This window comes from Yoonia litorea (genome assembly GCF_900114675.1).
GTDB classification, from domain to species: Bacteria; Pseudomonadota; Alphaproteobacteria; order Rhodobacterales; family Rhodobacteraceae; genus Yoonia; species Yoonia litorea.
Genome location: NZ_FOZM01000001.1, coordinates 1,601,849 through 1,621,290, shown reverse-complemented (window position 1 = coordinate 1,621,290; position 19,442 = coordinate 1,601,849). Strand labels below are relative to the sequence as shown.

The following is a 19,442-nucleotide window of genomic DNA, read 5'->3' as shown; positions in this document are numbered from 1 at the left end:
GACTGCAAAAGGCATTTTGCACCCGATTTTTCTATGTTAGACCAATCGCAAGTAACACAGGCGAGGCTAGATCGCCTGTTGTAAGGTGTGAATGAGGCAACCGATGTCAGTGACCCAAGCCCCAAAATCGCGTTGGTTTGTCAGGCTGAGCGGCGCTGTCGCGCTTGTTGCTTTGAGCGCGTGTGGCAGCCTCAACAGTGGTCCATCTGTCGAGGAACTGAACGCCAACGAAATCTTCGCCCGCGCCGAGCGTCAGTTGGAGGCCGGGCAGGCGGATGACGCGGCTGTTACCTTTGGCGAGATCGAGCGTCTCTATCCTTATTCAGAACTTGCCGAACGTGCGCTGATCATGCAGGCCTTTTCCTATCACCGTGATGAGGATTTCGCGAGCAGCCGCGCCGCTGCACAGCGTTATCTTGATTTCTATCCCGCAGAGCAGGACGCTCCTTACGCGGCCTACCTTCTTGCTTTGTCTTACTACGATCAGATTGACGAAATCGGCCGTGATCAGGGTCTGACGGTAGCAGCGCTGCAAGCCTTGCGCCGTGTGATCGAGGTCTACCCCGGATCGGAATACGCCGCACTTTCCGCGCAAAAGTTCGATCTGGCCTTTGACCATCTGGCCGCAAAGGAAATGGAGATCGGGCGGTTCTACCTCAAGCGGGCAAACTACGTCGCCGCTGCAAACCGGTTCCGCACGGTTGTCGAGGATTTCCAGACGTCGACACATACGCCTGAGGCATTGCACAGGTTGGTGGAAAGCTACCTCTCACTAGGGCTCTTGGATGAGGCACAAACCGCAGGTGCGATCTTGGGCTACAACTATCGCTCAAGCGAATGGTACGAGGCGAGCTTCGCCTTGTTGACTGGTCAAGGGCTTACAGCAGATCCGGTCGGCAACAACTGGTTGTCATCAATCTACCGTCAGGTGGTTCGTGGCGAATGGCTCTGACGCAATCAGGGTGATAGCACAACGCAGGGCGACCAGATGCTGCGCGGATTAGACATCAGAGATATGCTGATCATCGACCGGTTGGAGCTTGCCTTTCAGCCCGGTTTGAACGTGCTCACCGGAGAGACCGGAGCCGGCAAATCCATCTTGCTTGACGCCTTGGGTTTCGTGCTCGGCTGGCGTGGCCGGGCAGAGCTTGTCAGGCAAGGGGCATCGCAAGGCGAGGTCACTGCTTGGTTCGATATCCCTCGTGACCATGACGCGCATGCAATTCTGGACGAATTCGGCATAGAGGATGAAGGCGAACTCATCCTCCGGCGTGTGAACACCACGGATGGCCGCAAGACGGCATGGGTGAATGACCGGCGGGTGAGCGGAGAAGTACTGCGCCGACTGTCGGAGACGCTTGTCGAACTTCATGGGCAGCATGATGACAGAGGGCTTTTGAACCCAAGTGGTCACAGAGACCTCCTGGACGATTACGCAAAGCTGGGTGCCGATTTAAGTGCCACGCGCAAATCATGGAAAGCCCTCACAGACGCGCGCAAAGCTCTCGCTTCGACTGAGGCGCAAATTGCAGAGGCCCGCGCTGAAGAAGATTTCCTCCGGCATGCGGTGTCCGAATTGGATGCACTTTCACCTGAACCAGGTGAGGAGGCCGTTCTGGATACAAAACGGCGTCTGATGCAGGCATCCGAGAAAATCCGTACAGATATCGCCAAGGCTGCTGAGGCCCTCGGTCTGAATGGGGCCGAAGGCATGGCAGGTGACGCATCACGCTGGCTTCAGGGCGTAGCAGATGACGCTGATGGTCAACTTGATGAACCTCTTGCCGCAATCGAACAGGCGATGATCGCACTGGACGAGGCGCAGCGCGGTGTTGAGACGTGCCTTGATGCCCTGTCTTTTAACCCGCACGAGTTGGAGGAGGCTGAAGAAAGGCTTTTCGCAATCCGTGGATTGGCACGCAAGCACAGTGTCGCACCTGACGATCTTGCAGAGTTTGCTGACACGCTGCGCGACCGCCTCTCGGCGCTGGATCAGAGTACTGACGATCTGACGAGATTGAAGAAGGACGTCGAAAGGGCGGAGCAAGCCTACGACAAGGCGGCATCCCATCTGACACAGGTTAGGAAAGCCGCAGCGTTGCGGTTGGATCAGGCGATGGCCGATGAACTTGCCCCGCTCAAAATGGAGCGTGCAGTCTTTGCAACCGAGATCTCAACCGGCACGGCCGGGCCGGACGGCGTTGACGTTGTTGCATTTACTGTCGCCACAAACCCGGGTGCGCCAGCAGGGCCGCTCAATAAAATTGCCTCCGGTGGTGAGCTCAGCCGTTTCTTGTTGGCACTCAAAGTCTGCCTGACCCAATCGGACACCGGTCTGACCATGATTTTCGATGAAATCGATCGTGGTGTCGGTGGTGCCACCGCAGACGCCGTTGGCCGAAGGTTGGCGTCCCTAGCTGAAGGGCGTCAAGTTTTGGTGGTCACGCATTCCCCGCAAGTCGCAGCGTTGGGGAACCATCATTGGCGTGTGACCAAAATTCAATCAGATGAAGAAACACGATCTGATGTTGTGCCGCTCGATCAAAACGCACGCGTTGATGAAATTGCCCGCATGCTCTCCGGCGATAAGGTCACAGATGCGGCACGGGATGCTGCTAGGGCACTGATGGTGAACTAAAAAGGGCGTCGCAATACGCGCGACGCCCCGAACTTATACCGGTTACCCAGCCCACTCTTTAGCATGTCTGCCGGCCACTCACCTCCGACATCCATGAAGTTCATGCAGGAAACTTATACCCTAAGCTCCTGAACATTTAACACCAGCTGCATGTGCCGGATCACTCGTTAACGTCAGAAGACTATCATCTTCTTGACGCAAAGGTAACAACTGCAAGTAGTTTGCGACAACCTGTCCCAAAGTATGTCAGTATCTATGACTAATCAACTAATGGTTGTGTTTAGTGCGTTTGATAGAGTATTAATTTAAAACAATTTTTCTCACCTGTTACCAAAATTATGCATTGCAAATAGTAGTTTGGCATTTCAGCGCTACTGAATTTTGACTGAATTTCGCAACAAATCGCGGTGGAACGAAGTCGTCTGTGACGCAACGTCATCGCGCATTTAAGTTGCAAGAACACCTTGTCCGGCAAAGTTCACCGAGGCCAATCAGAGCGATTCTAGCGCTCACTTTGCGCTCCGCCATAGCACCCTGAAGGGGCACTTCTCTCCGCAAGGGGTTGGAAGAACGGGAATCCTGCCATAGTAAATGCTTACGCTGATGGAAGCTGTTCGCAGTTTCGATCTGTATGTCGCTGAAAGATTGGCCGAAAGCCGGGTTATGGGCAAACCACTTAAAGTTCTTTTGCGGCAAGGCGTGACCGACGCCAGAGATACTTGCCATAGCGCCTGGACAATCTTGAAGGCGCATGGCCCGACCCATGTCCAATTCTGGTTTATCGCGCTGGCCATCGGGATTGCTGCAGGAACTGCCGCAGTGCTGTTCCGGCTTGGGATTTATGCCATCCAGACAACAGTTTACGGCACTGATGATGTGCTGACCTTGCATAGCTTCGCAGCCGGTCTTGCATGGTATCAGATACTGGTCATTCCGATCTGTGGCGGCCTGATTGTGGGTGTTATCCTGCACCGCTTTACCGATGATGGACGGGTGCGTTCCGTTGCTGATGTCATTGAAGGGGCTGCTTTGTCCGAAGGGCGTGTCGAGGTGCGCCGTGGTTTGGCCTCGGCTCTGGCCTCCATGATCACGTTGTCAACCGGCGGATCAACTGGCCGAGAGGGTCCGGTCGTGCATCTTGCTGCGGTGATTTCGACAGGGGTATGCAGGTGGATCAATGCCAGCGGCATCACGGGGCGTGACCTTCTTGGGTGCGCTGTGGCTGCGGCTGTTTCTGCCAGCTTTAACGCCCCTATCGCCGGTGCGCTCTTTGCGCTGGAGGTCGTGTTGAGGCACTTTGCCGTACATGCCTTCGCGCCGATCGTGATTGCATCTGCTGCCGGGACTGTAATCAACCGCCTTGTTTTTGGTGATGTGACCGAATTCACCCTCACAGTTCAGAATGCTTTGGCTTTCTATGTCGAATTGCCGGCGTTTCTCATTCTTGGATTTGTTTGTGGGCTGGTTGCCGTTGCCTTGATGAAGGCGATTTTCTGGGCGGATGACTTTGGCAACTACGTGCAGGAAGAAACAGGGATACCGCGCTACCTCCGCCCTGCGATCGCTGGTGCGTTGCTTGGTGGGCTGGCGATCTGGTGGCCGCATATTATCGGGGTAGGCTATGAAACAACCTCAGCGGCGCTGACAGGCGCATTGCTTTGGCATGAGGCCATCGTCTTTGTAATCCTCAAAGTTGTCGCCGTCGCGATCACGATGGGGGGGCGCATGGGTGGCGGTGTGTTTTCGCCGTCGCTGATGGTCGGCGCATTGACCGGCCTGGCTTTCGGGATCATCGCGACCTCTGCATTTCCGACCGTTTCCGGCGGCAGCACGCTCTATGCACTTGCTGGAATGGGGGCGGTTGCTGCAGCTGTTTTGGGTGCACCCATCTCCACCACCTTGATTGTGTTTGAGTTGACGGGGGACTGGCAGACGGGGTTAGCCGTCATGGTGGCGGTGTCGATCTCCACCGCGCTGTCATCACGCCTCGTGGATCGATCGTTCTTTCTCACCCAGCTTGAGCGGCGCAATGTTCACCTTGCTGCCGGGCCGCAAGCTTATCTGCTGGCGACGTTCAAAGTGTCCAGCATCATGCGCAAGATGGACGTGCCCGGTGCCGCAGACGAGGAAGAATGCTGGCGACTGGTGCGCGAGGGTCTGTACCTCGATGGCAACGCAACTTTGGAACAGGCAATGCCGATCTTTGAGCGCGGTAGCCCGCGCTTTATTCCGATCGTCACCTTGGGCGGGGAAGACAGTCCGCCAGTGCTATGGGGTGCTTTGTTTCAGGTCGATGCGCTGCGCGCAATGAACCGCGCCTTGGCCGCGACAGCGGCAGAAGAGCATTCCTGAGCGTCAGACCTGCTCGACCGTGACTTTGTTTGTATAAAACGCGATATGGCCCTCGATTGCGGCAACCTCTGGGTTCGGCGTTTCGTAGGACCACGCAGCATTCGCGATAGGGCCGCTTTTGGCGACGATGGAATAATAACTTGCATCGCCTTTGAAAGGGCAGGTTGACGATGTGTCCGTCGGTTCCAAAAACGCCATCGCGAGGTCGTCTTTCGGAAAATAGATCACCGCCGGATAATCACCTTCGATCAGTTCCAGAGCGTTCTTGCTTTCGCCCAGAACCGCGCCACCGGCACGGACAACCCATGTACCCGTCGCAGGTCGTATCTTGATGTGATCAGCCATAATCCATTCCTTATCGTGTCACCCGTCCAGCGCTTGCTTCGTCAAAAAGGTCAAAGCGGTGCACAGGCGGTTTCGAGCCAGCTCGCAGTCGCGTCATCCAGTCTTGGCGCAAGAAGCGCCAATGTATCCGCATGATAACGATCAATCCAGCCCCGTTCTGCCTCAGTCAGTAGATCAACGCAAATGAGCCGCCGGTCAAACGGGACATATGTCAGCGTATCAAAGGCATACATGGTCCGATCATCGGCACCCGCACGGGTCGGGGCCTCTGTCACGACGATCAGGTTCTCAATCCGGATACCGAATGCGCCTTCGCGGTAATATCCCGGTTCATTGGACAGGATCATCCCGGGTTCAAGCGCGGTCTCGGACCGCCGCGATATTCCCTGTGGTCCCTCATGCACACTCAAATAGCTACCAACACCATGCCCTGTGCCGTGATCATAGTCCTGCCCGGCAAGCCAAAGCGGTGCGCGCGCCAGCGCATCAAGGTGCTGACCGCCCACACCTTTGGGGAAGCGGATACGGCTGACAGCGATCATGCCTTGCAGCACACGCGTGTAACAGGCGCGCTCTTCCTCGCCCGCATCACCCACGGCAATGGTCCGCGTGATGTCAGTTGTTCCGTCGATGTATTGCCCACCGCTATCGACCAAGAGAAGTTCGCCAGTTTTGACAGCGCGGTTGGTATTTTCAGTGACGCGGTAATGCACGATGGCTCCATGCGGACCTGCGCCACAGATCGTCTCGAAGCTGATATCCCGCAGCGCGTTGGTGTCGCGGCGGAAACCCTCAAGCGCTTTGACCACATCGATCTCGGTCAATTTGTTTGACGGAGCCTCGCGGTCAAGCCAGGCAAGAAACCGTACCATGGCGACGGCGTCGCGCTCATGCGCAGCGCGTGCCCCTGCAATTTCAACTTCGTTCTTTCTGGCTTTCGGCAGGATACATGGGTCTTGCCCGTGGATGACTGTCAGCCCCGCCGCTTTCAACGTGCTGGCTACAGCGTCGGGGCAGGTGCCCTTGTCGATCAAGACGCGTTGCTTCAGTCCTCGCAAATGATCCAGGAAGGTCTCTGGTGGCAGGATCGTCACGCCGTCTGACAAATCGGTCGCGATCTCTGTTGTCTTGCTCTCATGCGCGAAAAGATCGACGTTTCCGGTTTCGTGCAGGATCGCAAAGGCCTGCGGGACAGGATTACGCTCAATATCACTGCCGCGGATATTGAGAAGCCACGCGATACTGTCCGGCAGTGTGATGACTGCCGCATCGGCCTCAAGGCTCTCGGCGAGGCGTCTGCGCTTCGCGTCATGGCTTTCACCAGCGTATTCGATCGGATGAACAATGAATGGAGCATCAGGTGCTGCAGGCTGGTCGTCCCAGATCAAATCAACCAGATTTTCGCTCGCTTCAAAGTTCAGTTTCGGACAATCGGCACGCAAGTCTGCGATCTGCGTCGCCGTGTGGAGCCATTGGTCATAGGCAATCGTTGCACCGGCATTACAATGCTCTTGCAGCCAGTCAGACAGTTGTGTCTCTGGCCAATGCACAGGAGTAAAGTCCTGGGCCACTTGCTGGCGCACCTGTAAACGATAGCGTCCATCAATAAAGATGCCCGCCCGATCCTGCATCACTGCGCAAAATCCGGCAGAGCCCGAAAATCCGGTTAGCCATTCCAGCCGCGCATCACGCGGTGCAACATATTCCCCTTGATGCGCATCTGCGCGTGGGACGAGGAAAACATCAAAACCCTTTTCCGCCATCACCCTGCGCAAAGCCGCCAGACGCGGTGGGCCCTGATCAGGCGACGACGTTGCTGCAAAAGTCTGGAACATCTTGTGTGCGCCTCGATGGTTGTGCTCGGCAGGTAGGAGAACCCAACTGCCGAGGCTTTCGGGTTAGCTTGCCTTGCGCATTCCCAGAACGCGGGCGCGTTTGCGTGGATCAGTGTCAAACAGACTGGCCAGCTGCTCAGTCATGGCGCCAGCAAGTTGTTCAACGTCTGTAATCGTCACGGCCCGCTCATAGTAGCGCGTCACGTCATGCCCGATGCCGATGGCGACCAATTCGACAGCTTTACGCTTTTCCACCATCGCGATCACGTCGCGCAGATGCTTTTCAAGGTAATTTGCCGGATTCACTGACAGTGTCGAATCGTCCACTGGCGCGCCGTCAGAAATCACCATCAGGACTTTACGCTGCTCTGGCCGCATCACCATCCGGCGGTGCGCCCATTCCAACGCCTCGCCGTCGATGTTTTCCTTCAGCAACCCTTCTTTCATCATCAATCCCAGATTTGGACGGGTGCGGCGCCAAGGCGCGTCGGCAGATTTGTATATGATGTGGCGCAGGTCGTTCAGACGCCCCGGTGTCGCTTCGCGGCCTTCGGCAAGCCACTTCTCGCGCGATTGCCCGCCTTTCCAGGCCTTCGTTGTGAAGCCGAGGATCTCGACTTTCACATCACACCGCTCAAGGGTTCTGGCCATGACGTCGGCACAGATTGCAGCAATCGAGATCGGGCGGCCGCGCATGGAGCCTGAGTTGTCCAGCAAAAGTGTCACGACCGTGTCGCGGAAGTCTGTATCCTTTTCCACCTTGAAAGACAGTGGCGTCGTTGGCGAGGCAACAATGCGCGCAAGACGACCGGCATCAAGAATGCCTTCTTCGCGGTCAAACTCCCATGTCCGGTTCTGTTGTGCCTGCAACCGGCGTTGCAGCTTGTTTGCCAGACGCGACACCGCACCTTTGAGCGGCTCCAACTGCTGATCAAGATATGTGCGCAAACGCTCGAGTTCGACAGGCTCTGCCAAATCCTCAGCGGCGATTTCTTCGTCGAATTCAGTGGTCAAAACCTTGTAGTCTGGGTCGGCATCGGAAACTGGCTGCGGCGGGGGCGGCTCAAGAGGGGCCTCACCTTCCGGCATTTCCGCTTCTTCGCCCATTTCAGCATCAGCCTGATCATCCATGCTGACTTGCGCTTCAGACGCATCTTGCGTTTCTTCCTGACTTTGCTCTGGCGTACCCTCTGCCTCGTCGCCGTCACTGTCGTCCTGACCAGTGCTATCAGGCTCTTCCTGCTGGTCGTCGTTGCCTTCTTCGGCCTCGTCTTCCATCTCGTCATCAAGCGCGTCGGGATCATCGCCAAGCTGATCCCCGTATCCCATATCGCTGATCATCTGACGGGCGAACTTGGCGAATGACTTCTGGTCGCTCAGCGTGTCCTGAAGGTTTTCGAGCGTGCCACCGCAGTGGTCTTCGATGAAGCCACGCCAAAGCTCCATGACATTGTCAGCCCCTTTCGGCAGATCGCGGCCAGTTGCCAAATGGCGGATCAGATAGCCTGCGGCCACAGAAAGCGGGGCGTCCGAGGCCTGATTGATCTGGTCGTAACCTTTGCGCATCGCTTCGGTCTCGATCTTGGCATCGATATTGCCAGCCGTGCCCGGCATATATTCTGCCCCGACCGCCTCGATCCGGGCCGTCTCCATCGCGTCGTAGAGGTCTTGGGCCATCTGGCCTTGCGGCATGTAGCGCGCAGCCACTTTAGGATCATGAAACTTGTGACGAAGCGCGAAGGCGTCGGCAGTGCCGCGCGCCAGCAAGACCTCATCGCGTGTCATGCGCCGCGACACCTGCGGAAGTCGAATCGTGTCAGAGGTCTGTCCCGCGGGATCGACGGAGTATGTCACATTCAATTCGTGATCATCGGCGAGAACCTTCGTGGCCTCAGCCAGTGCCTTCTTGAACGGATCGGCCGGATTGTCTGACGGTTTGCTCATGCCACCTTCCCTTGCTGCTGTGCAAACTAGAACCGGGGCAGGGCAATGACCAGTGCCTAAGGAAGCGAAAAGCGCCTACTCATCGACGAATTCAGCTTCCTCAAAGGTGATCCCTGCTTCTGGCGCAATCTCGAATGGGTCTTCGGCAAGTTGGTGCAGATGGGTCAAAGTCGCGGCACCAGGCAGGATCGCGCCACCTTCGTCAACGAATGCGAGGCGTGGCCGATATGTCTTACCCCCAAGAGTGATTTCACCCTCGTCAAAGAGATAGGCCAATTCAGTCACGATGCCTTCAACATTGGCCTTGGCGAGGGACTCTTCCATATTTTCAGCAAAAAGCGGAAGCAACGCATGGGCCATCAGCGTGGCGGCAGATTCCGCAAGATCCTCATGGCTGACCTGATAATCGTCAGGAAGTGGCGTGCCGATCTTCATTTTCATCTGGTGATGCTCCAATTGGGTCCGACCGGTATTCTGCCGAAAAATCCGACCGGAATATGGCATTGCCTGCGCATTTTTATGGGGGCTGATCTTTGCCGGCAGAACCGCGGCAAGAGTGATCGAATGTTGATGGATTTGCGGTGCAGGAGCACAATTTAAGACTGCCACCCGCGCAACAAAAAAGGGCGGCCCCAGCGGTCCGCCCTTTGAAATCTTCTTAGCGCTCTGGCCTATCGCAGGCTCATGCTCGCGGCACTCTCTGGCAGTTCTTCATCAAAGCAGCGTTGGTAGAACTCGGCCACAGTCTGGCGCTCTAACTCGTCGCATTTGTTGAGGAACGATAGCCGGAAGGCATAACCGACATCCTGGAAAATGCGCGCGTTTTCCGCCCACGCGAGAACGGTCCGTGGCGACATGACTGTCGACAGATCACCATTCATAAAGGCTGTCCGGGTCAGGTCGGCAACGGTCACCATCTGGCTGATCGTCTTGCGGCCCTTCTCTGTGTTGAAATGCGGCGATTTCGACAGAATAATCGCAGCCTCGGCATCGTGGCTGAGATAGTTGAGTGTCGCCACCAACGACCAACGGTCCATCTGTGCTTGGTTGATTTGCTGGGTTCCGTGATAAAGCCCGGTCGTATCGCCAAGACCAACCGTGTTTGCTGTCGCAAAAAGACGGAAGTAAGGGTTTGGCGTGATGATCTCGTTCTGATCCATAAGGGTCAGCTTACCATCGGTTTCGAGCACGCGCTGGATGACAAACATCACATCTGCACGGCCGGCGTCGTATTCATCAAACACGATAGCCACCGGATTGCGCAGTGCCCAAGGCAGGATGCCTTCGTGGAATTCTGTCACCTGCACGCCGTCACGCAGCTTGATCGCATCCTTGCCGATCAGATCAATCCGGCTGATGTGACTGTCGAGGTTCACGCGGACTGCAGGCCAGTTCAGGCGCGCCGCAACCTGTTCAATGTGGGTCGACTTACCTGTGCCGTGATACCCTTGGATCATCACGCGACGATTGTAGCCAAATCCCGCAAGGATCGCCAAAGTCGTCTCCGGATCGAATTTATAGGTGCTGTCGATATCTGGAACGCGGTCCGTACGCTCGGCAAACCCCTTGATCTTCATATCGGAGTCGATTCCGAAGACCTCCCGGACCGAGATTTCCTCGGTAGGTTTTGCGTGCATTTCCGTCATACCGTCCGCCATTTTGAGAGCCTTTGAACTTGAATGATCCTGTCGGGTCGGGGATGCAATATAACGCGCGCCTCTGCAAGGGAAAGGGAACACTGGCCCTGCGATGTCTCTGATGTGGACTGATGCCGCCGTTGTGAGAGACAGCCGCCACGTCAGGCAGATCATCGTCCATCATAGCCCACATGATCCGGATTCGCGGTATTTGCGCGGCACAATTTCATATTGTGTTTAAATTCGGGCGCAGCGTTGTTTCCTAATCGTAGGGATTAAAACGGAAAATCGGAGACTGTCCGCTAATCGAAATCGACGAGGCAGATTTTCTTGTTGGTTTTGGCCCTTTGTGGCAGAGTTTTGACATTAATATGTCTCACTCACTTTCATCTAACCGCGCGCAAGAATTCATATTGTCAAAGCGGTCCGCGCAATTTTGTAAGGAAATACTGACATGTCGTCGCGACGAACCTCGATGTTTCGAATGAGTAAAGGTGAGAAGGCTTATGCGGTTGCTTATGCAATCGTCGTAAGCGTGGCTGCGGGATTGACCATGTATGTCATGGCAGGGGTCGAAAGTGTTGATGCTTTGCCTGCAGGGCAGTCGTTCTATTCAGTCTGGACGCTCATCTCTGGCGTGATCGGCGGGGCCCTTGCCCTTTATGCCGCGCGCGGCTGGTTGGGAGAGCGCGGCACTTTTGGGTGGATGCGTGCGCTTGTTGGCGGCACTGCCGCAGCGCTCATCGCCGCCGTCATCGCAGGAACGCTGATTAGCCCCGTCTATGGGACGTTCTATGCACCGGTCATGCTGGCGACCGAGTTCATGGAAAACCCAACGATTGGCTTGGGATGGTACGCAGCGATTCTGGTCGCACATCACCTGATGTCATCGCTGCGCTACGAAGGCGAGACATGGGATTACCCTGCTCAAGACGATGAACCGCACGAGGTCACTTCGCCCTTGAGCTCGCTTTCGCGCGCCAATCTCTATCACCAGCGTGACTGACCCGCGAGGGGGTCAGTCCTTGTCACGGAAGTTGCGGCTCACCTTGATCTGGTCCCATGCCCAGACAACCTCTGAAAGCTGCTCTTCCTGACTGCGGTCCCCGCCGTTCATATCAGGGTGTAAGACCTTGATCAGGGCTTTGTAGGCCTTGCGGATTTCCTGCTTTGACCAGTTGTCCTTCGCATCGAGAATCTCGATCGCGCGACGTTCGGTCGGCGGTAGCTTGCGCCCCGTCGCTGCACCACGGCCCGGATTCCGCGTTGCGTTGCCGCCCAGAACCTGATGCGCATCGTCGATTCCCAGCCTCGCCCATGCGCGTTCTTCGACGGACCGTTTGAACGGTTTGGTGGGCCGGTCCCAGACGCGGTCGCTGTCCATTTGTGCAGCCAATTCAGCTTCCGATGTGCTGTCGAAGAAATTCCATTTCAGATTGTATTCGCGGACGTGCTGCTGGCAGAACCAGTAGTAATCATCCAACACATCCGGCGCCTTCGGCGCACGGTATTTGCCGGATTCTGTGCATCCTTCGTGGTCGCAGACGCGTGTCGATGTCTCTGACGCACCAGACATGCCGCGCCGACCGCGCGTGTTCTTCTTTTTCGAACTCGACACGGACATGTCGAAACCAAAAGGATCATCTTTTTTCATCGGTGCGTCTCACCTTTTCGACTCGGAGCAATAACTTTAAACTCTCGGACGAGAGATTGAAGAGGGCAGGAACAAATTTATGGCGCTTGAGACAGAAATACGCAGTGCACTGAGCGAGCTATCGCCTGAGCATCTCGAAGTGATTAACGAGAGCGCCAAACACGCAGGTCATGCCGGCGATGACGGTTCAGGCGAAAGCCACTGGCGCATCGTCATCAAAGCAGAAAAGTTGCAAGACATGACGCGTATCGCCCGGCATCGCGCCATACATGCTGCGCTTGGTCCTGATATCATCGGGCGCATCCATGCGCTCGCTATTGATATTCAGTGATCATTCAGCAGCAACGTCCGCCGAACCCTTGTCGCCTTTTTTCTGCGACTTGGCGGGTTCATCAGCAATCTGCGTTGGTTCATCAGCTTCGGACACCGACGCTGCTTTGACAGGGGCAGGGGCGGTGATGACGGGTTCGCGCTTTTGCTGAGACACTGTGGTCTTCTTAGCCCGACGGAAAACAAGCATGTTTTGAAAAGACGTTGTCTTGCTCAACAGGCCGTCGCGCTTTTCGCAAGGCAGCGTATCCGCCCTTAAGTATTCCCAGCCGTCAGCCGCGAGCGAATTCATCTCGGTTTCCAGCGCATGGGCAAACCGGTCCTCAGGTGTTTTGAGCCCCTTGGCTTTCAGCCCGCGCACCGGCGCTGGTACCACCTTATACTCATAAGACATCGTCTCACCCTCTTTCATAACGCCGCAACGCGCCCGCTTCGCATGCTGGTGGCTCATTTGACCGATCAGAGGCCGAGCTTTGAAGACACCATCTGATTGACCGCCGCAGGGTTTGCCTTGCCACCAGTTGCTTTCATGACTTGGCCTACGAACCACCCTACAAGTTTAGGATTGGCCTTCGCTTTTTCAACCTGCGCAGGGTTGCCGGCAATGATCTCGTCAACAGCAGCTTCGATTGCGCCGGTGTCTGTCACCTGCTTCATGCCTTCGGTTTCAACGATCTCTGCAGGGCTACGGCCGGTCGTATAGGAAATCTCAAAGACCTCTTTTGCGATCTTGCCATTGATATCGCCTGACTTGATCAAGCCGATCAATTCACCCAACTGCTCGGCGGAAACCGGGCTGTCTTCGATGCTGTGGTCCTCTTTCTTGAGGCGTCCAAACAACTCGTTGATGACCCAGTTTGCAGCCAGTTTGCCGTCACGGCCCTCTGCCACTTTTTCAAAGTAAGCCGCATTGGCCACTTCAGCGGTGAGCACTGACGCGTCATAGTCGGACAGGCCAAAGTCACTGATAAAGCGCGCTTTCTTTTCATCCGGCAACTCTGGCAAAGCAGCGGCGATATCATCGACCCACGCCTGTTCAATCTCGAGCGGCAGCAGGTCGGGATCAGGGAAGTAGCGGTAATCATGCGCCTCTTCCTTGGACCGCATGGACCGTGTTTCGTTCTTGTCAGGATCATAAAGGCGGGTTTCCTGGACAACCTCTTTGCCGTCTTCCAGCAGAGCGATCTGGCGCCGCGCCTCGTAATCAATCGCCATCTGGATAAACCGCATGGAGTTCATGTTCTTGATCTCGCAGCGGGTGCCGAGGTGGCTGAAATCCTGCGTTTCCTGATACTTCTCATAATCGCCGGGGCGGCAAACAGAGACGTTCACGTCAGCCCGCAGGTTGCCGTTCTGCATGTTGCCGTCGCAGGTGCCGAGGTAACGCATGATCTGGCGCAGCTTGCCGACATAGGCTGCAGCTTCCTCCGGGCCACGAATATCTGGACGGCTGACGATTTCCATCAACGCCACCCCTGTGCGGTTCAGGTCCACGAAAGACATTGCGGGGTCCATGTCATGGATCGACTTACCCGCATCCTGTTCAAGGTGGATACGCTCGATACGGACGGTCCTTGCCAGACCGTTGCCCATTTCCACCAGCACTTCGCCTTCACCCACAATCGGATGGTAAAGCTGGGAAATCTGATAGCCCTGCGGCAGGTCGGGGTAGAAATAGTTCTTGCGGTCAAACGCCGACACCAGATTGATCTCGGCCTTGAGGCCCAATCCGGTTTTGACGGCCTGTGCCACGCACCCCTCATTGATGACCGGAAGCATCCCCGGCATCCCCGCATCAACAAATGCGACATTGCTGTTTGGCTCTGCACCAAACTCCGTGGACGCGCCTGAAAAAAGTTTCGCTTTCGTGGCGACCTGTGCGTGTACTTCGAGGCCGATGACCAATTCCCAATCACCCGTCGCACCAGCGATGGTTTTTGGGGCAGGAGCGTCGTAAGTCAGGTCAAGCATGGGTGTGTCCTCTTGCGGGTTACCGGCCTCGTTTAAAAGAACCGCAAGACAGCTTCAAGACAGGCTGTGCCTGTGGTTTAGGGCAGATGGCCCTTTGCCGATCCTGCATCCGCGCTAACATCCAGTCATGCCGAAGATGCGCCGAAAATCCGACCTGCCGCATAAGACCTGCGCGACCTGTGGACGGCCGTTCGCATGGCGCAAGAAATGGGCAAAGGTCTGGGACGAGGTCCGCTACTGTTCAGAGCGCTGCAAGGCCGGAAGATCCCGTAAAGACGAGGCGCCTTCATAAAAGTGCGCGCCCGATGTTGCCTAAGGGAAACATGGGCATTACTTCCGTCGAGGCGGAGCCTTGTGTGCCGCTGCATGCAATAAAAATGGGGGACGACGGATGAGTAATCGTGTGGAAAAACACGGGCTACAGGTAGCCGACAAACTGGCAAGTTTCATCGAAAATGAGGCTTTGGACGGAACCGGCATCAGCGCCGATGACTTCTGGTCCGGCTTTGCCGCCCTCGTCAATGAAATGACCCCACGAAACCGCGCTCTTCTTAGTAAGCGCGAAGATATCCAGCAACAGATCGATGCCTGGCACGTTGCGCGCAAAGGTCAGCCGCATGATCGCACAGCCTATGAGGCCTTCCTGAAAGAGATTGGCTATCTGGTCGAAGAAGGTCCCGATTTCGAGATCGAGACAACGAATGTCGATCCGGAGATCGCAACGGTGCCCGGTCCACAGCTGGTGGTGCCCATCACGAACGCCCGCTTCGCGCTGAATGCCGCGAACGCACGCTGGGGAAGTCTGTACGACGCTTTCTACGGCACTGATGCCATGGGCGTTGCCCCGCCGAAAGGTCCATATGACCGCGGTCATGGTTCCCGTGTTGTCGCCCGCTCACGCGTGTTTCTTGATGAGGCATTTCCGATTGAGGGGACAAGCCACGCCGATGTCTCGCGTTACTATGTCCATAACGGAGCGCTGCTGATCGACGATCAACCCCTCAAGCACCCTGAGAAATTTGTGGGGTATCGCGGCAACCCCAAGGCACCTGACGCAATTCTTTTGCGTAACAACGGCTTGCACGTCGAACTTGTGTTCGATCGTGCGCATCCGATCGGAAGCCGCGACCAGGCACTTCTGGCCGACGTGCGCCTTGAAAGTGCGGTCTCGGCCATCATGGACTGCGAGGACAGCGTCGCCTGCGTGGACGCAGAGGACAAGGTTGAGGCCTATACCAACTGGCTGGGATTGATGCAGGGCAACCTTGAGGCTTCGTTCGAGAAAGGTGGCAAGACGATGACCCGCCGCCTCAAGGATGACCTGACTTACACCGCAGCAGACGGTGGTGAGGTCACGCTCAAGGGCCGCGCGCTTCTGTGGATCAGAAACGTCGGACACTTGATGACCAATCCAGCAATTCTGGACGCTAATGGCGATGAGGTATTCGAAGGCCTCATGGACGCGATGATCACAGTCCTGATCGCCATGCACGACCTGAAAAAGGAAAGCGGCAACTCGGCTCACGGGTCGGTTTACGTTGTGAAGCCGAAAATGCACGGCCCCGAAGAGGTCGGATTCACCAATGATATTTTCGCCAGCGTCGAGGATGCGCTAGGCTTGCCGCGCGACACCGTCAAGATCGGCATCATGGACGAGGAGCGCCGCACCACGGTGAACCTCAAGGAATGTATCCGCGCCGCGAAAAGCCGCGTCGCCTTCATCAACACAGGCTTCCTTGACCGCACTGGCGACGAAATCCACACCTCGATGGAGGCAGGTCCGTTCAGCCGGAAAGACTTTATCAAGCGCAAGCAGTGGATCGGGGCTTACGAGGACCAGAATGTCGATATCGGTCTTGAGTGCGGCTTTTCCGGCAAGGCGCAGATCGGCAAGGGCATGTGGGCCATGCCCGACATGATGGCCGCCATGCTGGAGCAGAAGATCGCGCACCCGCAGTCTGGTGCGAACTGCGCATGGGTGCCAAGCCCGACAGCGGCGACCTTGCACGCGCTTCACTATCACAAGGTTGACGTGATGGCGGTGCAGGCCAAGCTGCGCAAAGGCGGTCGCCGTGCCTATGTGTCGTCGATCCTCGATATTCCGCTGGCGCAATACCAGCGCTGGACGGACGCGCAGAAGATGCGCGAGGTCGAGAACAACGCCCAAGGTATCCTTGGTTATGTCGTCCGCTGGATTGACCAGGGCGTCGGTTGCTCCAAAGTGCCCGACATCAACAACGTCGGTCTGATGGAGGATCGCGCGACCTGTCGGATTTCGTCTCAGGCCCTTGCCAACTGGATGCACCACGATGTGGTCAGCGAAGAGCAGGTGATGGACGCCATGCGAAAAATGGCGCAGGTCGTTGACGAACAGAATGCCGATGATCCAGCCTACCGACCAATGGCCCCCGATTTTGATGGAATCGCGTTTCAGGCGGCCTGCGATCTGGTCTTCAAAGGCCGTGTGCAACCGTCGGGCTATACAGAACCTGTGCTGCACCAACGCCGGCTCGAACTTAAAGCCCAGCGAAACCATTAGACAAGGAAGAAACAGATGGCTGAAATATCAGCGAACAAGGCGCGCACGATCATTCGCAAAGCATTGGCCAAAGGTCAGGAACTCGGCTTCAAGCCGCTTTCCGTGGTGATCCTTGACGCAGGTGGTCACGTGAAAGCTTTCGAGCGGGCCGATGGTGCCGCACCTGGCCGCTTCGGCATTGCACATGGTAAAGCCTACGGGTCAATCATGCTTGGTATGGCAGGATCAGCGCAGATGGCGCGGGCCGAGCAACAAGCGTACTTCATGGCCGCCGTCAACGGTGTCTATGGTGGCGCAGTTGTCCCCGTTCCAGGTGGTGTCTTGGTCAAGGATAAGCGTGGCGCAGTCATCGGGGCAGTCGGTGTGACAGGTGACACCTCCGACAACGACGTCATTGCTGCGATGGCCGGTATCGAAGCAGCCGGGCTCGACGGCGAATTCTAAGCGCAAATGCATGTCATCATAGGGGGCGGATCGGTTGGCGATCTGCCCCTTTTTTGTGCTGTCCTGCGGTCGCGGTTGACGTGTGCAGGATTGCCTGCAGGCTTGTGCGGACCCCTCCCTTTCCCCTCGGCTCGTTTCGACATAAATTGACGGCGTAGCGAAGGAAGGAAGATCAATGGCGCGTCCAGTTGTCGGAGTTATCTCTAACGCTCACATGCTAGAGGGGCAGTACCTCGTCCATGCCGCTGGTGCGTTGAATGTGGAGGCGTTGTCACGCGTGGCAAATGTCCTTCCGGTCATCATTCCGACAAACCCCGAACATCTCGACGTTGAAGAATTGATCGACAGTTGTGATGGTTTCTTCTTTCCGGGCGGGCGGCCCAACGTGCACCCCGAAGAATACGGCGAGGCACCGACCGAGGCACACGGCACTTTCAACCGTGACCGCGACCGGATCAGCTTGCCACTGATCAGACAGAGCGTCGCACGCGGTGTGCCGATCTTTGGTGTCTGCCTGGGCTTTCAGGAGTTCAATGTCGCGATGGGCGGCACGCTTTATCCGGAAATTCGTGATCTGCCGGGCCGCGACAACCACCGGATGCCGCCTGACGGCACCTTGGAGGAAAAATTTGCGCTTCGGCACGAGGTGACGCTGACTGAGGATGGACCGTTTCACCGACTGTTCGGCAGCCACAAGGTGATGACGAACACTTTGCACGGGCAGGGCATCAAAACGGCGGGTCCGCGGGTCGTGATCGACGGTCACGCCCCTGATGGAACGCCAGAGGCGATCTACATTCAGGATGCGCCCGGATTTGCGATGGCCGTACAATGGCACCCCGAATGGAACGCAGCAGGTGATCCGGTATCCCGCCCCATGTTCGAGGCCTTCGGGCAAGCATGCTGCGACTGGCGCGGTGGCGCGCTGCGCAAGATCGCCTGAACACCTCGCCCACGCTTCCGGCCACAAACATCTGTATTGCAGGCCAGCGGAGCAAGGTGACTTGCAGTTTCTCCCCAGTGTGGCACCAATGCGTGCAAACAGGTTGGAGATGGACCCATGAAACGCTCACGCATCAACGAGATTATGGCAGAAGCTGACGACATGATCCGGTCCTACGGATTTGTCCTGCCACCTTGGGCCTATTGGACACCTGAAGAATTCAAAGCGCGCGCTTCCGAAGCACAGGCAGTCATTGATGCGCGTTGCGGCTGGGACATCACCGACTATGGCGCAGGGCGCTATGACGAGATGGGTCTGTTCCTCTTCACGCTTCGCAATGGCCGGCTTGCCGATCTGCAACGCGGTGGGGGCATGTGCTACGCCGAGAAGCTGCTGATTTCCAAGCAGGACCAGCTTTCGCCGATGCACACGCATGTGATCAAAGCCGAAGACATCATCAACCGTGGTGGTGCAACCATGGTGATCGAGCTTTACGGCTCCGACGGTGACGGCAATTTTGACGAAACCGCTGGCGGCGTTGTTATGTGCGACGGCATCAGGCGCACATTTGCCCCGGGCGAAAAATTGAAGTTCTCACCCGGTGAAAGCGTGACACTCATGCCCGGTGATTGGCACGCATTCTGGGGTGAGGGCGGTGATGTGCTCATCGGCGAGGTTTCAACAGTCAACGACGATGAAACCGATAACATTTTCCGCGAGCCCATCGGGCGCTTTGCCAACATCGAAGAAGATGAAGCACCGACGCATCTTCTGGTGAGTGACTACAAAACCTGGCTGTCTTGAGGGGCT

Annotated in this window: 18 protein-coding genes; 10 read left to right on the top strand and 8 right to left on the bottom strand. The window is 56.6% G+C overall.

Translation table 11 applies throughout. The features are described from left to right. Window positions 1–103 precede the first annotated feature (103 nt). From BM316_RS08330 to BM316_RS08320, 3 genes are all read left to right on the top strand, one after another. A complete protein-coding gene (locus BM316_RS08330) occupies window positions 104–952 on the top strand; it encodes an outer membrane protein assembly factor BamD (protein WP_090206348.1) in 849 nt (282 codons plus the stop codon). 36 nt (window positions 953–988) lie between these two features. Continuing rightward, window positions 989–2,638, top strand: coding sequence for a DNA repair protein RecN (recN, locus tag BM316_RS08325; RefSeq protein ID WP_090206345.1), 1,650 nt, complete (start codon window positions 989–991; stop codon window positions 2,636–2,638). A 663-nt stretch (window positions 2,639–3,301) separates the two neighbouring features. Beyond that, window positions 3,302–4,990, top strand: a complete 1,689-nt coding sequence (locus tag BM316_RS08320) for a chloride channel protein (protein WP_090207759.1) — start codon at window positions 3,302–3,304, stop codon at window positions 4,988–4,990. Window positions 4,991–4,993: 3 nt separating this feature from the next. Here BM316_RS08320 and BM316_RS08315 read toward each other — a convergent pair whose 3' ends face one another. The 5 genes from BM316_RS08315 to cobS all read right to left on the bottom strand — a co-directional run bounded on the left by BM316_RS08315 (window position 4,994) and on the right by cobS (window position 10,772). Beyond that, window positions 4,994–5,335: a DUF427 domain-containing protein gene (locus tag BM316_RS08315; RefSeq protein WP_090206343.1), complete on the bottom strand. Its 342-nt coding sequence runs from the start codon at window positions 5,333–5,335 to the stop codon at window positions 4,994–4,996. A 50-nt stretch (window positions 5,336–5,385) separates the two neighbouring features. After that, entirely contained in the window at window positions 5,386–7,170 is a 1,785-nt protein-coding gene (locus tag BM316_RS08310) for an aminopeptidase P family protein (RefSeq protein ID WP_090206340.1), read from the bottom strand. 63 nt (window positions 7,171–7,233) lie between these two features. Then, a complete protein-coding gene (gene cobT / locus BM316_RS08305; RefSeq protein WP_090206337.1) occupies window positions 7,234–9,114 on the bottom strand; it encodes a cobaltochelatase subunit CobT in 1,881 nt (626 codons plus the stop codon). A gap of 75 nt (window positions 9,115–9,189) precedes the next feature. Then, window positions 9,190–9,555, bottom strand: coding sequence for a hypothetical protein (locus tag BM316_RS08300; protein WP_090206333.1), 366 nt, complete (start codon window positions 9,553–9,555; stop codon window positions 9,190–9,192). 230 nt (window positions 9,556–9,785) lie between these two features. After that, window positions 9,786–10,772, bottom strand: a complete 987-nt coding sequence (gene cobS / locus BM316_RS08295; protein WP_090206329.1) for a cobaltochelatase subunit CobS — start codon at window positions 10,770–10,772, stop codon at window positions 9,786–9,788. A 463-nt stretch (window positions 10,773–11,235) separates the two neighbouring features. Here cobS and BM316_RS08290 point away from each other — a divergent pair, with 463 nt between their 5' ends. Beyond that, window positions 11,236–11,757: a hypothetical protein gene (locus BM316_RS08290; protein ID WP_090206326.1), complete on the top strand. Its 522-nt coding sequence runs from the start codon at window positions 11,236–11,238 to the stop codon at window positions 11,755–11,757. A gap of 12 nt (window positions 11,758–11,769) precedes the next feature. On the opposite strand, the gene BM316_RS08285 is transcribed toward BM316_RS08290, so the two are convergent. Beyond that, window positions 11,770–12,405 carry a J domain-containing protein gene (locus BM316_RS08285; RefSeq protein WP_090206324.1) on the bottom strand — a complete coding sequence of 212 codons (636 nt, stop codon included), beginning with the start codon at window positions 12,403–12,405 and terminating at the stop codon, window positions 11,770–11,772. Between the two features lie 79 nt (window positions 12,406–12,484). Between BM316_RS08285 and BM316_RS08280 the strand changes: the two genes are divergently transcribed. Next, window positions 12,485–12,736, top strand: coding sequence for a BolA family protein (locus tag BM316_RS08280; protein WP_090206321.1), 252 nt, complete (start codon window positions 12,485–12,487; stop codon window positions 12,734–12,736). On the opposite strand, the gene BM316_RS16810 is transcribed toward BM316_RS08280, so the two are convergent. Then, window positions 12,737–13,129, bottom strand: a complete 393-nt coding sequence (locus BM316_RS16810) for a DUF4177 domain-containing protein (RefSeq protein WP_242649796.1) — start codon at window positions 13,127–13,129, stop codon at window positions 12,737–12,739. A gap of 65 nt (window positions 13,130–13,194) precedes the next feature. Next, the gene (gene gatB, locus BM316_RS08270; protein ID WP_090206317.1) at window positions 13,195–14,706 is read right to left on the bottom strand and encodes an Asp-tRNA(Asn)/Glu-tRNA(Gln) amidotransferase subunit GatB; all 1,512 of its coding nucleotides are present in this window, start codon (window positions 14,704–14,706) and stop codon (window positions 13,195–13,197) included. A gap of 127 nt (window positions 14,707–14,833) precedes the next feature. Between gatB and BM316_RS08265 the strand changes: the two genes are divergently transcribed. The 5 genes from BM316_RS08265 to BM316_RS08245 all read left to right on the top strand — a co-directional run bounded on the left by BM316_RS08265 (window position 14,834) and on the right by BM316_RS08245 (window position 19,436). After that, window positions 14,834–14,998, top strand: a complete 165-nt coding sequence (locus tag BM316_RS08265) for a DUF2256 domain-containing protein (RefSeq protein WP_090206314.1) — start codon at window positions 14,834–14,836, stop codon at window positions 14,996–14,998. A 99-nt stretch (window positions 14,999–15,097) separates the two neighbouring features. Further along, window positions 15,098–17,245, top strand: a complete 2,148-nt coding sequence (locus tag BM316_RS08260) for a malate synthase G (protein WP_090206311.1) — start codon at window positions 15,098–15,100, stop codon at window positions 17,243–17,245. A 15-nt stretch (window positions 17,246–17,260) separates the two neighbouring features. Further along, window positions 17,261–17,689: a GlcG/HbpS family heme-binding protein gene (locus BM316_RS08255; RefSeq protein ID WP_090206308.1), complete on the top strand. Its 429-nt coding sequence runs from the start codon at window positions 17,261–17,263 to the stop codon at window positions 17,687–17,689. A 175-nt stretch (window positions 17,690–17,864) separates the two neighbouring features. Continuing rightward, the gene (locus BM316_RS08250) at window positions 17,865–18,632 is read left to right on the top strand and encodes a gamma-glutamyl-gamma-aminobutyrate hydrolase family protein (RefSeq protein WP_090206306.1); all 768 of its coding nucleotides are present in this window, start codon (window positions 17,865–17,867) and stop codon (window positions 18,630–18,632) included. A 117-nt stretch (window positions 18,633–18,749) separates the two neighbouring features. Continuing rightward, window positions 18,750–19,436 (top strand): D-lyxose/D-mannose family sugar isomerase, encoded by a 687-nt coding sequence (locus tag BM316_RS08245; protein WP_090206303.1) that lies wholly within the window; start codon window positions 18,750–18,752, stop codon window positions 19,434–19,436. Window positions 19,437–19,442: the final 6 nt, after the last annotated feature.

What these genes read in the sequence shown, in the direction of transcription:
- BM316_RS08330 (WP_090206348.1), top strand. Translation starts at nt 104, where the DNA reads ATGTCAGTGACCCAAGCCCCAAAATCGCGTTGGTTTGTCAGGCTGAGC.
- recN (WP_090206345.1), top strand. Translation starts at nt 989, where the DNA reads ATGCTGCGCGGATTAGACATCAGAGATATGCTGATCATCGACCGGTTG.
- BM316_RS08320 (WP_090207759.1), top strand. Translation starts at nt 3,302, where the DNA reads ATGGGCAAACCACTTAAAGTTCTTTTGCGGCAAGGCGTGACCGACGCC.
- BM316_RS08315 (WP_090206343.1), bottom strand. Translation starts at nt 5,335, where the DNA reads ATGGCTGATCACATCAAGATACGACCTGCGACGGGTACATGGGTTGTC.
- BM316_RS08310 (WP_090206340.1), bottom strand. Translation starts at nt 7,170, where the DNA reads ATGTTCCAGACTTTTGCAGCAACGTCGTCGCCTGATCAGGGCCCACCG.
- cobT (WP_090206337.1), bottom strand. Translation starts at nt 9,114, where the DNA reads ATGAGCAAACCGTCAGACAATCCGGCCGATCCGTTCAAGAAGGCACTG.
- BM316_RS08300 (WP_090206333.1), bottom strand. Translation starts at nt 9,555, where the DNA reads ATGAAAATGAAGATCGGCACGCCACTTCCTGACGATTATCAGGTCAGC.
- cobS (WP_090206329.1), bottom strand. Translation starts at nt 10,772, where the DNA reads ATGGCGGACGGTATGACGGAAATGCACGCAAAACCTACCGAGGAAATC.
- BM316_RS08290 (WP_090206326.1), top strand. Translation starts at nt 11,236, where the DNA reads ATGAGTAAAGGTGAGAAGGCTTATGCGGTTGCTTATGCAATCGTCGTA.
- BM316_RS08285 (WP_090206324.1), bottom strand. Translation starts at nt 12,405, where the DNA reads ATGAAAAAAGATGATCCTTTTGGTTTCGACATGTCCGTGTCGAGTTCG.
- BM316_RS08280 (WP_090206321.1), top strand. Translation starts at nt 12,485, where the DNA reads ATGGCGCTTGAGACAGAAATACGCAGTGCACTGAGCGAGCTATCGCCT.
- BM316_RS16810 (WP_242649796.1), bottom strand. Translation starts at nt 13,129, where the DNA reads ATGTCTTATGAGTATAAGGTGGTACCAGCGCCGGTGCGCGGGCTGAAA.
- gatB (WP_090206317.1), bottom strand. Translation starts at nt 14,706, where the DNA reads ATGCTTGACCTGACTTACGACGCTCCTGCCCCAAAAACCATCGCTGGT.
- BM316_RS08265 (WP_090206314.1), top strand. Translation starts at nt 14,834, where the DNA reads ATGCCGAAGATGCGCCGAAAATCCGACCTGCCGCATAAGACCTGCGCG.
- BM316_RS08260 (WP_090206311.1), top strand. Translation starts at nt 15,098, where the DNA reads ATGAGTAATCGTGTGGAAAAACACGGGCTACAGGTAGCCGACAAACTG.
- BM316_RS08255 (WP_090206308.1), top strand. Translation starts at nt 17,261, where the DNA reads ATGGCTGAAATATCAGCGAACAAGGCGCGCACGATCATTCGCAAAGCA.
- BM316_RS08250 (WP_090206306.1), top strand. Translation starts at nt 17,865, where the DNA reads ATGGCGCGTCCAGTTGTCGGAGTTATCTCTAACGCTCACATGCTAGAG.
- BM316_RS08245 (WP_090206303.1), top strand. Translation starts at nt 18,750, where the DNA reads ATGAAACGCTCACGCATCAACGAGATTATGGCAGAAGCTGACGACATG.